Annotated in this window: 9 protein-coding genes; 4 read left to right on the top strand and 5 right to left on the bottom strand. The window is 48.2% G+C overall.

Translation table 11 applies throughout. The annotated features are described in order from the left end of the window. Positions 1 to 41: 41 nt before the first annotated feature. The 4 genes from M2133_RS07290 (at position 42) to M2133_RS07305 (ending at position 6000) form a co-directional block, all read left to right on the top strand. Positions 42 to 1646 carry a RagB/SusD family nutrient uptake outer membrane protein gene (locus M2133_RS07290; RefSeq protein ID WP_277465367.1) on the top strand — a complete coding sequence of 535 codons (1605 nt, stop codon included), beginning with the start codon at positions 42 to 44 and terminating at the stop codon, positions 1644 to 1646. A 207-nt stretch (positions 1647 to 1853) separates the two neighbouring features. After that, the gene (locus M2133_RS07295; RefSeq protein ID WP_277465368.1) at positions 1854 to 3167 is read left to right on the top strand and encodes a hypothetical protein; all 1314 of its coding nucleotides are present in this window, start codon (positions 1854 to 1856) and stop codon (positions 3165 to 3167) included. Positions 3168 to 3181: 14 nt separating this feature from the next. Beyond that, positions 3182 to 4378, top strand: a complete 1197-nt coding sequence (locus tag M2133_RS07300) for a DUF6057 family protein (protein WP_277465369.1) — start codon at positions 3182 to 3184, stop codon at positions 4376 to 4378. A gap of 257 nt (positions 4379 to 4635) precedes the next feature. Then, complete coding sequence (locus M2133_RS07305; RefSeq protein WP_277465370.1) at positions 4636 to 6000, top strand: outer membrane protein transport protein; 1365 nt, start codon at positions 4636 to 4638, stop codon at positions 5998 to 6000. 37 nt (positions 6001 to 6037) lie between these two features. Here M2133_RS07305 and M2133_RS07310 read toward each other — a convergent pair whose 3' ends face one another. The 5 genes from M2133_RS07310 to M2133_RS07330 all read right to left on the bottom strand — a co-directional run bounded on the left by M2133_RS07310 (position 6038) and on the right by M2133_RS07330 (position 13733). Next, positions 6038 to 7723: an MFS transporter gene (locus tag M2133_RS07310; RefSeq protein ID WP_277465371.1), complete on the bottom strand. Its 1686-nt coding sequence runs from the start codon at positions 7721 to 7723 to the stop codon at positions 6038 to 6040. A gap of 6 nt (positions 7724 to 7729) precedes the next feature. Then, positions 7730 to 8812, bottom strand: a complete 1083-nt coding sequence (locus M2133_RS07315; protein ID WP_277465372.1) for an HlyD family secretion protein — start codon at positions 8810 to 8812, stop codon at positions 7730 to 7732. A gap of 15 nt (positions 8813 to 8827) precedes the next feature. After that, positions 8828 to 10150 (bottom strand): TolC family protein, encoded by a 1323-nt coding sequence (locus tag M2133_RS07320; protein ID WP_277465373.1) that lies wholly within the window; start codon positions 10148 to 10150, stop codon positions 8828 to 8830. A gap of 117 nt (positions 10151 to 10267) precedes the next feature. Continuing rightward, positions 10268 to 11119: a helix-turn-helix domain-containing protein gene (locus M2133_RS07325; RefSeq protein WP_277465374.1), complete on the bottom strand. Its 852-nt coding sequence runs from the start codon at positions 11117 to 11119 to the stop codon at positions 10268 to 10270. 16 nt (positions 11120 to 11135) lie between these two features. Then, positions 11136 to 13733 (bottom strand): DUF5686 and carboxypeptidase regulatory-like domain-containing protein, encoded by a 2598-nt coding sequence (locus M2133_RS07330; protein WP_277465375.1) that lies wholly within the window; start codon positions 13731 to 13733, stop codon positions 11136 to 11138. Between the last annotated feature and the right edge of the window lie 114 nt (positions 13734 to 13847).

Genomic DNA, 13847 nt, shown 5'->3' on the forward strand with positions numbered 1-13847 from the left:
AGAAATTTTTAATTAATATAATACTTGTTTTGCCCGTATTCATGTCAAGTTGTTCCGACTTCCTTGACCGATATCCGGTAGATGCCTTATCCCCGTCTACTTTCTGGCAAACCGAAGATGACGCCTACCTGGCAATGGTGGGCTGCTACAACCGCCTGGAACCGATCTATGGCGGATATAATATGATGTATTGGGATACGACATCGGACAACTTGTTTAATTATTTCAGTTGGGAAGGCTACAAACCGATCGCTAGCGGGAATATGCAAACCAGTGATACTGGAACGAGCTTCTTTAATTTCCTGGATATCCGTTCCTGCAATGAATATCTGGCCAATGAGGCGACGGTAGACTGGAGTACGACCGAAAAACAAAACCAGTACAAAGCGGAAGTGCGTACGCTGCGTGCGATGTTCTATTTCTGGAAAACAGAACAATACGGCGACTTTCCTTTCTTTACTGATGTGTTGGAAACGCCTGAAGAAGCGCAACTGGCGCGCACCGATGTGGCGACGATCCGTGAGTTTATCGTTTCCGAACTGAAAGAGTGTATCCCTCATCTGCCCAACAAAAATGGAACAGCACAGGGACGTATCAACAAACAGGCGGCCGAAGCGTTATTGATGCGCTATTATCTTTATCAGGGCGACTATACAAATGCCTTGACGTATGCCAAATCGATCCATGAAAGCGGACAGTTCGCGATGCCCGCCATGAGTTATGCCGATGCGTTTCTGGTGGCGAACCAATATAACAGTGAAACGATCCTGAGTCATAGCTATCTGGAAAGTACATCCAATGATCTTTACCTGCCTCCTTTTATGCCGAATATGATTGGAGGGTGGTCTTCCGTTGTGCCGACAGTAGACCTGGTCGAATCGTATGAGATGAGCGACGGGCGTACGATCGAAGAAGCCAAACGCGACGGTGATTACGATGAATCCAACCCGTTTATCAACCGCGACCCCCGTTTGCGTGCAAGTGTATTGTATCCGGGACAGATTTATCATGACAACTACAAAAACACTTATAGTGGTTGCTATAACTCCCTGCTTCAGTATTTTGCCAACGGCGATAAGAACGACGACTACGGTATCAATGCCGATAACGCGAGCAAGACAGGCCTTCAGGTGAAGAAGTTCTTGCAGAACCTCGACCAATTCAGTGATGTGAACACGGCAAGTTTGCATTTTCCGATTTTCCGCTACGCGGAAGTCCTCCTGACCATTGCGGAGTGTCATATCGAATTGAATCAGAATCTGAGTGAAGCGATCGAATGTATAAATAGGGTGCGTAACCGGGCAGGTATGCCGAATGTGGATACCGGCAAATACGCCGATCAGAGTTCGCTGCGCACACTGGTTCGTCGCGAGCGTCGTGTCGAGTTTGCCGGGGAAGGTCTTCGCCGGGCGGACCTCAAGCGTTGGGGTCTATTAACTTCGACGCTGGCCGGATTTGATATCCTTCGTTATGACGGGGATGTGACGACAACATTAAATGCTGATGGTGATTATAATGTGGCAATCACGGGTAAAAGTGTTGTTAGCGGAGAAACGTACAATTTCAAATCGCATAATGAACTGTTGCCTGTTCCGTTGACACAGATGGAGTTGAACCCGAATCTGGTACAGAATCCAGGCTATTGACAGCCTTCCATAATAACAAAACTATCCTGGCTCTCCTCCTTTTCTGGCGGGGAGCCGGGATCGTACATTTATTGTTTTTTTATCTGTTTATACGGTATGCGTCATGTAGTTTTTGCCTTTATCATTTTACTTCTCGTTTGCTGCACTCCAAAAGATGCTTCCTTGGCGAGTGACAGCTATCCGCCTATATTTCCGGATTATACATTTGTGACTATACCTGCAAATATCGCACCGTTGAACTTCGGGATAGAAGAGGCATCTCATATCAAAGTGGTATTTAGCCATGCCGGCGAAGAACTGAAAACCCTGAACGGAAAATCATCTTTGAAGATCCCCCGGAAACTATGGACAGAATGGCTTCATTTATACGCCGGAGAAGAGTTGACTGTGACCGTTTCCGCCTGGACAAAAGATCAGCCGGAGGGCGTCGTTTATAAGCCCTTTACGATTTCTGTCTCTGCACACGGAATAGATCCCTGGATCGCCTATCGCTTGATTGAACCCGGCTATGAATTATGGAACGAAATGGGGATCTATCAGCGCGACCTGACTTCTTTCAATGAGAAAGTGATCCTGACGAATAAAGAAAATCACGACGGATGTATCAACTGCCATTCCTTTCATCATTATTCTCCTGAAAATATGATGTTTCATGCACGGGGAAAAAACGGAACGACCGTATTGATGGAAAACAACAACCTACGGCGTGTAGACCTTGCCGAACTTGGCCCCAAGAAACCGGGAACCTATCCCGTATGGCACCCGTCGGGGAATTATATCGCATTTTCCAGTAATGAAACCCATCAATCTTTTTATCATTTCGGACAAACGCCAACTGAGGTTTACGATCTGTCTTCAGACCTTATTGTATATGATATAAAAAAGGATGAAGTCTTATCTGATCCCCGGTTTACAGAAGAAAGTCAGTTTGAAACATTCCCGGCCTTTTCGCCGGATGGGAAATATTTATATTTCTGTCGGGCAGAGGCCAGAGAGATGCCGTTTGCCTATAAATCCCTGAAATATGCCTTGTGTCGGGTTGCTTTTGATGAGGCAAACGGAACATTGGGAGAGCGGGTTGATACGCTTTATCATCCGGCAGATAAAGGGGGAAGCGTTTCTTTTCCTCGTATTTCACCTGATGGGCAATATCTGCTTTATACGGAGGCCAACTGTGCTACCTTTCCGATCTGGCATAAAGAAGCCGATTTGAAAATGATCCGGCTTAGCGACGGAGAGGAAATAGATACCGCTGTTATAAACAGTGAAGATACGGAGAGTTACCATTCCTGGTCTTCCAATGGGAAATGGATCATATTCAGTAGCCGTCGTATCGATGGACGATATACCCGTCTTTATATTGCGGCAGTGACGGAAGCAGGTGGCCTGGGCAAACCTTTTCTGTTGCCGCAGAAAGATCCTGAAGAGAATGCCCTGCGGATGCGATCCTATAATATCCCGGAATTTGTCAAGGGAGAAGTGCGGCTGGACCGCCGTGAGGTCGCTTCTTTGTTCGATTAAACTGAAAGGCCGGAATGAAAGAGAATCTGAAATATCAAATCGGTTTCCTTGTGATAGTCTATCATCTGTGGTGCTTTGTCTATCCGGAAACGTTAGGCAGTATAGAGGCCAACAGTTTTTTTGTCTGGACGCCGGACTACCGGGCGATGAAGCTCTCCCGCCTTGGAGGAATCGTCTCTTTGATCGCCGATTATCTCTCCCAGTTTTATCGCTGGCGGGAGGTGGGCGCGTTGATGCAAACGGCTTTTCTTGCTTTATTCCTGTCGCTTTTCGACTATCTGTTTTATTGGTTGAATAATGGGCAAAACGCGTGGATCTTCTTTCTCCCGGCCAGCCTGTTCCTGTTTATGCAACTCTATACACCCAGCTTATTGTTGCCGGTCTATTGCGTCTTGGGTACAGCCTTGTTTGTTTTGATTGTTTTATTCGTCTGCCGGTCTGCCGGAAGAGTCATTAAGCCCATAAAGGTACCACCGGCATTGCCGTATGTCTACGCTTTATTGATTCTCTTTACTGTAATTCTTGTATTTGTTTTCTGCCCATCAACTCGTCAGCGGGAAAAATTAATAGGTATTGAGCAGGCGGCTATCGCTTCTCAGTGGAATTATGTACTCAATCGGATCACACCGGAAGAAGCTTTATATAATCCCAATTTGCAACGATATGTGCTTCTTGCCCTGTCGGAACAGGGGAGATTAGCCGATCATTTGTTCAAATTGAATCCTGCCAGTGAAGAATGTTTTTATTTTTACAGGGCAACGACTCCTCCAGCCCGCCTGTTCAACAGCCTGTTCTATAAAAACCTGGGCATATACAACGAATCGGTTCATCAGCTGTTCGAAATGGCCATTCAGACTAGGAACGGCATGACATTTCAATGCCTGCGCCAATTGATCGATAGTTACCTGAAAATGGGAAATGTGGCGTTAGCCGATAAATACCTCACCATCCTGCAACACGCGACATGTCATAAGCGTTGGGTAGAAAATCGCGGAAAATTATTACAAGCCCTCCGTCAGAGCCCCATCGACACACCGGTAAAAAGCCGGAATGATATTTTTATCGGTGCCTATCCCTTCCTGAAAGAAATGGCATTACTCCTGGAAGAAAATCCGGAAAACCTGAAAATACAGACATATTATCAGTCTGCCCTCTCGATCCGCAAAGCGGCCTCTACTTCAAGCCGGATCGGCGGGAGTGTTTCTCCTTAATGGCGGGAATATTTATTTGTTGATAACCGTCAACACATTTGTTGACAATTGTCAACAGATCTGTTGATAGTTATCAACAAGTGAATAGTCCCTCGAATTTTGCTTTTCTTTTCCTGTTCTTTCCTCTTTTATCTGTTTATGTTTTTTAATTTGTTGCACAATATCTATTGAAACGTGCAATTATTTAACAAAAGTATATATCTTTGCCGCCGCTCGCCTACGTAAAGGCGGGTCTTTATCTAACGAATTAATATTGTATGAGAAAGATTATTACACTTGTATGTCTGTGTGTGCTTCCATTGACTTATATGGCGGCAGAAGGTTACCAGGTCAATTCGCAGAGCGCCAAGCAGAGCGGGATGGGCCATGTGGGCGTTGCCATGAAGCTGGGTGCGGAGAGTATGCATTTCAATCCGGCGGGATTAGGATTTATGGAGAATACGCTGGATCTGTCCGCGGGGGTATTTGCGATATTCCCCGATGCGAAATATTCCAACGGGAGCTATTCACATAAGACGGAGAAGAAGGCCAGTACGCCTTTGTATTTCTATGGCGCATTCAAGATCTACGACTTCCTGTCGGCCGGTATCAGCGTGACCAATCCCTATGGAAGCGCAATCGACTGGGGAAAGAACTGGGCCGGAGCTTCCCTGATTCAGGATATCTCGCTTAAATCGTTTTCTATTCAGCCGACCCTTTCGTGGAAGGTGACGGATAATTTCAGTATTGGTGCCGGTGCGATGCTTGTATTCGGTAACTTCGAGTTGAGCCGTTCGTTATTGTCGGGCGACTACTTAAATGAAAAGATGGCTCCGTTGGGAGCGGCAGTGCCTCAGGTGGCACAGATCCTGGATGCATTCAAGGGCACTCAGGTGGCTGCGACTACGCTTTCCGGAAATGCACCGATACGGATGGGCATCAATTTCGGCTTGATGTGGGATATTACTGACAAATGGACGCTTGGAGCTTCTTACCGTTCGAAGGTGCGGATGAAAGTGAACGAAGGCACTGCCGAAATGATTTATGCCAATGAAGCGATGTTGCAACAATTGATCCAGATCGCTACAGCGGCCACGGGAAGTAATCCGATCCCCATCCCTCCGTTGAACAAAGGAACTTTCAAAGCGGAATTGCCGTTGCCGGATAATTACCATGTGGGGCTGACTTATAAAGCGAACGACCGTTGGTTGTTTTCCGGTGAGGTACAGTTCGTGGGCTGGGGTGCATACAAAACCCTGAATGTGCAGTTCACCGAAGAAGTATTGGAAGGCGGATACAGTATCAACGCGCCGAAAGAATACAAAAATACCCGCATCTATCGTTTGGGAACCCAGTTCGCGGCCACCAGCCGTCTGGATCTGCGCTTCGGTGCTTACCTGGATGAGACCCCGGTCAAAGATGATTATCTGAATCCGGAGACACCCAGTATGAATAAGTTAGGCATCACCGCCGGATTGAGCTTCCGTCCGGTCGATCGTCTTTCCGTCGATTTCGGTTTTGGTTATATCACCGGCTTCGGCCGCGACGGTTCATATACCGATGCCCTGACCGGCAATAAGTTTGAAGGCCATTACGAGGTGACCGCCTTATCTCCGACTATCGGTGCGGCGTATCGCTTCTAAATCCATAGATCTACAATATAAAAAGAAACGGCAGCTTTTAGTGAGGCTGCCGTTTTTTTATACTTGTTATTTTGGAGGTGGCAAGTCCACTATCCAATCTTCGCTTGGGATACGGCATAAATAAAACAACCCCCATGCAAAACAGACAGGCGTAGATCGTCCAGCCTGCCATTTCTTTCAGGGCGGAGAGTGTGGCCTGCACCTGAACGCGCCCTTTAGTCGAGAGGGCCGCCATGTTTTCGGCTTCCGTACGGCTCTTGCCCTGGTAGCGCATTCCCTGCAATGTCTGACTATAGGAGGCGGAGGCGTCGGGGTTGATGGCGTCTACATTCTGGGCGTAGCGGGTAATATAGTGTTGTTGGCGTTCTTGCAGGAGATTGGTATAGGCAGCCGTGCCGATGCCCGGTCCTAAGACCATACGCACGGTGAGCATGATGCAAATCCAGGTCGAGAGGTAGCGGAACGGCATCCGCTGGTTGGCATAAACCGCCGTCAGCGCGTAGAGGATCATCATGCCGGCGGAGCGTATGATGACCGGATACTTCATGCGCTCGTACAGGCCGGCGCTCTGCACTTCGAAATACATAAAGGCTGCCGACAGTCCGATAATGAAGAAGCCGAGTGCGAACAGATACTTAAAATGCACCTTCTTCGCACCGAGTATAATAGAAAGGATGGCGCCTATCGCATAGCCTGCGATGCTCCAGTTGCCCAAGGTGGCGTTCTGGTAGTTGTCGATCTTCATGCCTACATTAGTAAACACATTGACAAACATAGCGCTCGAATTGACAATCATCAGCATCAGGTAAAGCATAATGCCCACGCGGATTGTCCGCAAGCGGAAGATGCTCAAGAGGAAATAAGGGAAATGCCGGCGTCCGTCTAAATAGAGAAATACGCCGGCGGAGAGGATGCCGATCGCTGTTGCCTGGCGGATCGTGGGGTCGTCGTACCAGTCGAGCGTCTTGCCGTAAATCAATACGTAGGTGATGCAGATAAGTGTGATGCAGAAAGCCACTACATTGCCGAACTTGCGGAAGGTGATCGGGAAGCGTCCCAGGTACTTCCGGTAGGGCATGGTGATAAAGACAATCAGGATAGAGAGCAGCAATAAACCCATCATAAAATAATAGACATACTGCCATTCGTATTCGTAGGCGAGCCAGGCGGTGAGCGAAGTACCCAATTGCCCGAATATCATAAAGAAGAGGTAAATGATAGGTTGGCTCGCACTTTTCTCTATATCGAGCTTATCCCATCCTTCTTCATCTATGGGTTCCATGCCGGGTGTGATATTGCGGGTGGCCTCCATGCCGAAGGCATATCGGATAAGGGTAAAGAGATTGACCATCATCAATACCATGCGCAGGAAACCCATCAACAGACTGCAAAGAGCCAATAGGAAGACACTGTCGGTTTTCGCGCATATATAACTAAAGATATACATGAGTGAGAAGCCGATGATACACATCATCTTCTGTCGGCGGATACGAACCAACTGGTAGAAGAAGGGAGCAAAAGCCGCCATGCCGATGGCGGTTACGAAGTTGGCAAACTGGATATGCTCCGACACAATGCCTAAGCCGCTCATCATCTCGCCGCTATTGACCGAGTAAACGCCCCCGATAGAAAGGATAGGCAGGAAAAGAAACAACAAGATAAGGATACCCAGAGGTTTGGGTACCCAGTTATAAAACGGATAGTTCTTCGGGTAAAACGCCACCTTCTCTTATAGTTTTGCTTTTACGACTACCATCATGCCTGCCACCAACTTCTCATTGTCTTCGTCGGGCAGATCGGTGAAGTCGATGCGCACAGGAATACGCTGTTGTATTTTCACGAAGTTACCGGCCGAGTTGTCGGTCGGCACCAGAGAGAACTTAGAGCCGGTAGCACCCGATATGGCGGTTATCTTGCCGGTAAATGTCCGGTCGCTGATGGCGTCGACCGTGATCTCTACCTCTTGTTCGAGGTTAAGGTTTTCGATCTGTGTTTCTTTGTAATTGGCAATGACCCATTTCTGTCCGTCGGGCAGGATGTAGGTAATCGTCTGTCCGGCTGAAATGAACTGTCCCTCTTCCAAAGCCCGACGGCCGAGTTTACCATCACTTGGAGCCAATACCACCGTATAGGAAAGGTTGAGTTTGGCCATCTCCAAGGCTGCCGTAGCCCGCTGAATGGCGGCTTCGGTATTCTTACGGCGAAAAGCCACTTCGTCTACGCCTGAGAGCGCCGCCTTTTTCTGTCGCTTCACTACTTCGAGCTTTTTGCGGGTCGCTTCATATTCCGTCTCTATCTGTTCCAGCTGAATAGGCGTAGCGGCATTGCGGGCAACCAGATTCTTATAGCGTTGCAGGTCTTTCTGCAGTTTAGACAAACGGATCTCTATCTCGGCGATAGAGGCGTCGTAGACCGAGGCGGTGTTCTGCGTTGTCTGCAAAGTGGCGCCCACAACCGTCGCTCCGGCTTCGGCGTCTTTCAGTGCCGCTTCGGCTTCCATTACACGGATTTTGTATTCGCTGTCGTCAAGAACCAGTAGTGTATCTCCTTTTTGCACTGCCTGATGTTCCGTGAAATAGATCTTCTTGATATAACCCGATGCCCTGAGGTTGACGGGCGAGATGTACTGTTCGATTTGCGCGTCGTTACTGGTTTCGGTACGTTTATAATTAAAGAAGAGGCAGATGACCTGAAACAGTCCCCAGGCAATGATCGTTATGCCCAATATGCTGACTACGATTTGCCAACGGCGCAGTTTCTTTAATCTCTTGACCTTATCCGGATGGGTGTTCTTCTGTGTTGTATCTTCCATATCTGTTTCTTTCTTTTATTCGACTAATGTATTTATCTGCCCGGTCAGTTTCAACAGGCTCAGGTTGGCTACCTGATAGTTATAATGCGCGCTGATGTAGTGGTTTTGCGCTTCCACCATCTGCATTTCATCTTGCAATACCTCAATCATCGAAGCGATGCCTTCGCGGTAGAGCTCCGTGGTGACGGCATATACATCTTCGGCTACCCGGTAGTTGTCTTTCTGCCGCTTGAAGTTTCGCAGGTTGTTCATCATATCGTTCCGGGCATTGAGGTATTGGGTGTTGAGATGTTTCCGCAGGTCTTCCTGTTCCAGGCTTATCTTCTCAATATCCATTCGTATTTGCCTTGTTTTCTGTTTCTTCTCCAACCCGTCGAAGATGGGAATGCGCAGTGACAGCCCCAGCCCATAGGAGCGGTACCAGTGATTGGAGGGTCCTGAATGGAACCAGTTCTTGAACTTATCGGTATAGGCCGAATACATCCAGCTGCCCGTCAGGCTTAACGAGGGGATGTAATTGGTTTTTATCATCTCTTTCTGTTGCTCGGCGAGTTGCTTTTGCGAACTCAGGAGCTGCATCTCGTAGAGGTCTTCCGGTAAGCCGGTAAGGGGAACGGTCGCGATATTTTCCGTATTGACATGGAGCAATGCGATCTCTTCTTCCGCCGGGTAGTCGATAATGTATTTCAACATATTGAGTTGTTGCTCCAATATGGCTTGCGAATTATCGTATTGTACCTGCAGGTTCTCCAGGTTGATATTGACGCGCTTGATGTCGACTTCCATCGCCATGCCGTTGTCGTAGAATGCCAAGGCGATATTTCTCAGTTCTTCCAAGCGGGCGATATTCGATTTGATCAATGCGATCTGCTCCACCGTAGCCTGTCCCAGGTAATACATTTTGCTTATTTGCACGATAAGGTCTTCCCGAGCTTTCTCATAGGAGAGCAGGCTGATCTCTTCTACCGTCTTGGCAATCGAAATGGATGTGTAGAGCGTTTGGTTATAAAGCGGCATTTGCAGTTGCAACCCGGCGTTGCTGTTGTATTGCAAGGTATGGGTTACGTTATACGGTGTGCCGTACGAAGAACCGTCGGTAACTGAAACCGGGGGATCGAAATTATTCGTGTAATTGGCAAAGCCGTTTATCTGGGGCAACAGCCTCGCCCGGTTCTCGGATACGCCATACCTGTTTTTTTGTATCATTTTCCGGCGGCCTTCCAAGGACAGATTGTTTTCAATACCAATTGCCAGACATTCTTTCAACGTCAGAACGGTTTGAGTATGTGCCTGAACAGTAAGCAGGCTAAGAAAGATAAATAAATATATTCTCATCATTGTCGCAAAAAATAGAAGCGGCAAAGATACGGAGGTCTTTGTAGGCGATGCCGACCGTTCCGGCGATAGATATGTCCGATTTTTCCTTTTTAAGGTAGGGGTAGTCTCTCGCTTGTTTTATTGGTTACGATAGCGATATTGAAGCGGTGTTTCCCCGGTATGTTGTTTGAAATAACGTCCGAAAAAGGAAGCGTTAGGGAAGTTGAATTCTTCCGAGATCTGCAGTACGGTAAGCTGGCTGCTTCGGAGGCATGATTTGGTTTTTGCAATAACGACCTCATTGATACACTGCAAAGCGCCTAATCCAATAACTTCTTTTACTGTCGCCGACAGGTATTTGGGGGTTATCGACATTTTATCGGCATAAAAAGCGACATGATGTCCTTGTTTATAATGGGTAAGCAATAGGGTGATAAATGTTTCGGTCAGCTCTTCTTTTCGGGTTTTCACTGCCGGCAGGCGTGTCTGCTGGTGTTTGGCGTATTCGGAACCGACCTCCAGGACTACCGCCAACAACATCGCTTTTACAATCTCTTCTTTATACGCTTTGCCCTTGCTGTTGTAATTCTCAACAATCAGGCTGTGCATTTGAAGGATGGATCGCATCGTCTCCGGCGATACCGATAATACCGGGTCCTCAATCATCCGAAAAATAACTTCGTAATTGATAGGTGAGAGGTAATCGGGCATAAAATCGATCGGGAAAACCAATAATTGTCCGAAGAAATCACTACTTTGCGAGATCACCTTTATGGTTTGGCGTGGCAAGAGCGTAAAGATCTGCCCTTGGCTAAGTGCATAGTCTTTCTTCTGGGTGCTAAAACGGAATGTGCCTTTTGTACAGGTACACATGGCCATTCCGCCATAGATAGATAATTCACCCTCCCGGATCTTATCTTTTTCCGACGAGCTTCCTAATACAAAATCAGTGATGGTAAATACTCTGCTTTGAGAAGGTTCTTTATTCATGTTCTTCTTTTTTTATTTATCTCACCCCCATCTCCCGCAGTATCGGAATAGCGATGGTGAAGCCGATGCCGTCGTAGTTGCCGTTTTCGAAGCCGGCGAAGAGGCCGATATTACCAACGTTGCGGATGCCGATTGAATAACCCAGTTCCGTATGGTTCTTGCCGGGGATCCACAACGTACGGGCGTGCAACGATTCATTGAACATATAGTTCTGCAGGAACGGGATATGTTTGATCAACAGGTAGGCCGTCGAATAGGTCAGGTGGGCCTCCAGCCAGCGTCGGTTGGTGGAATACTGGTAGTTGTCCAATAGGCTGAAGCTGTTTTCCAAAGCGTTGCCGGTGATAAACAATTCGCTGGTGCGGAAATGTTTGAAGTCGGGCAAGGCACCGGGATGTCCGTCCATAAAGGCTCCCGCGCTGAGGGTATAGTTCAAGTAATCGAACGGGTTGAGTTCGATCTGCTGCCGGATACTGGCGTCTATCAGGTGATAATTACTGAATCGGTTGCTGATACCTCTGACATAACCCAGGGCGAAGGTCGGGAACTTCGAATGCGCGTATCGTTTGCGGCCGCCCTGCAGGTGATAATAATGGCGGGGCGTATATTCCAGGTAAGCCATGTATTTGGTGGTGCGGTTGTCTTCCATCGGTATCACCTGGCCATTGGGCGTATTCGCGTGGGGTGGACCGCTGAAGATGCTGTACGATAGATTGTTGTGTAACGCGTTTCGGTCTTCCACCGAGAAGCCGGCCATAAAAACCAATCCGTTGGCTATATCGATGCGATTGACTGCTTCGATATAACGTTTCTGATAGAACCGGATCGGGTTCTCGCCGAAGAAAAGGGAAGAGAGGGAGTTGAGTAGGCGCAGTTCACCGTCCTTACTGAAGTCGGTGGATGTATTCCCACCGGACAGGGAAAGATAACCGTTCCGCAGCGGCGCATAATACAGGTTGCCGTCGATCTGCCAGTTGATCGCTTCGCGTGCTGTGGTATAATAAACGGAAGGGGAGAGGGAGAATCCGTATTTCTTTTCGTTCATGCCCATCGTCAATCGCTGACCCAGCCAGACACCATCGACGAAATTGTATTCGGGCACCGCCCCAATCAGACCGTTAAACCGGAAATAGCCTTTCTTGCCGAGTTGATATTGCTTGCCTCCCCACCAGTCGCCGCTGCTGCCGGCGCCGACGGATGCGGTAATCACCCGTTGTCCCTGATCGTCGGTCAGCAACTTCAGGCTGTCCAATGTTTTGAAACTCTCCCGTTCCTCCGTACGCAGGGGCAGGGCGCGCACCTCTTCCCAATAGAGCGAGTCGCGCTTTTTCGCCAGGCTGTCGACTGTCAGTTTGAGGCTCGTATTGCCGGGCAATAGCTCGAGCGACTCTTTCTCTTTCCGTCGTTCTTCAGGCTCGACCATCTCTTCCATCAATTTGGCCATCTTATAAGCATCGCGGTTGGAGAGTTCTTCTTTGGCATTGAGCTTGTCTATTTTCTGCTGTGCTTTTTGTTGCTTGGCGGTCAGCGTTTTCTCCTGCGCAACGACGGGGCGCGTCGCGGTCTTGGAGCGGATCACGCCTTGTTCTTCATTCAGTTCCACCTCTTTGTATTGCACGGAAGAATAATATTTTCCGGTTGCTTTCACGCCCATCACATCGATCTTCAGATCCATATCGTAAGCCGTAGGCAGGAATGCGTAGGGTTTGATCTCGTTGTAGGAGGCGGTGAAGCGGAGGGTCACGCCGAATTCGGTCGCTGCCAGGTCGGCGCCTTGCACGTTCCAGCTGTTCTCGATGATATACAACCAGCCGCTCACCAGCTTAGGGTTTTTCTTTTTCGGGGTCACGCGGATCTTATTGACCATGTGGTTGCCTTCGAAGGTGATGCCTTCCAGATGGAATTTGTAAAAAGAAAAGGCCTGTGCGGAGAGTGGGGAGATGCGGCCCATCGCTTCCGGGTCGTAGATATTGGTGGTGATCACATCCAGTGCGTCGGTCACATCTATTTCCTCCGGAAGGTTGCTGCTTGCTGCCACCACGTGCTGCTCGTAGTTATTCGGCGCCGTAAAGCGTACCTGGTTTTGCGACTCGATCAGGAAAAGCTTGTTCTGTATGTCTTTCAACGACTGCCCGCCGGCTTGTATCTTCAATATACTTGGGATCTTCTCCACTTTTATCGTGCCTTTGAGGTAGACTTCCGACTCGTAACGTTTGATCTGATGCAGATAGAAAGGAGCCATACTGATCGCTTTGCGCATCACGGCATAAGCAGGATCTTCGCGCTTGGAGGAGACGACCACCTCGGGCAGTGAATACGTCTTCTTCTCCAGTTCGACGGCTAAGGTAACGGGCTTTTTATCTACTACAACCGAAATACTCAATCGTTCATAACCCAATGAACTGAATTCAAACGTATAGGACCCTTCTTTCAGGTTGATCTGGAACTCACCCTGGTTGTCTGCCATAATGCCCTGCGTCACTTCCCGGATATAAAGCGCCGCATTCGGCACCGGCTCGCCGGAGCTATCGGTTATCTTCCCTTTGACCTGGCTATAAAGGGGAGAAGCCATCATCACACAGCACCACAAAATCAACAGAAAAGAAGTTCTCATAATTAGTCTATTCAGATTTGTCTTCAAAAATACAATAAATACTTCCCAGACCCGGCAGCCCTTGTGTTATTTACTCTTAAGATACCCCAAAAAGAAAGGGACAAGCCCGTAAGC

This window comes from Parabacteroides sp. PF5-6 (assembly GCF_029504695.1).
Lineage (GTDB): Bacteria > Bacteroidota > Bacteroidia > Bacteroidales > Tannerellaceae > QVMG01.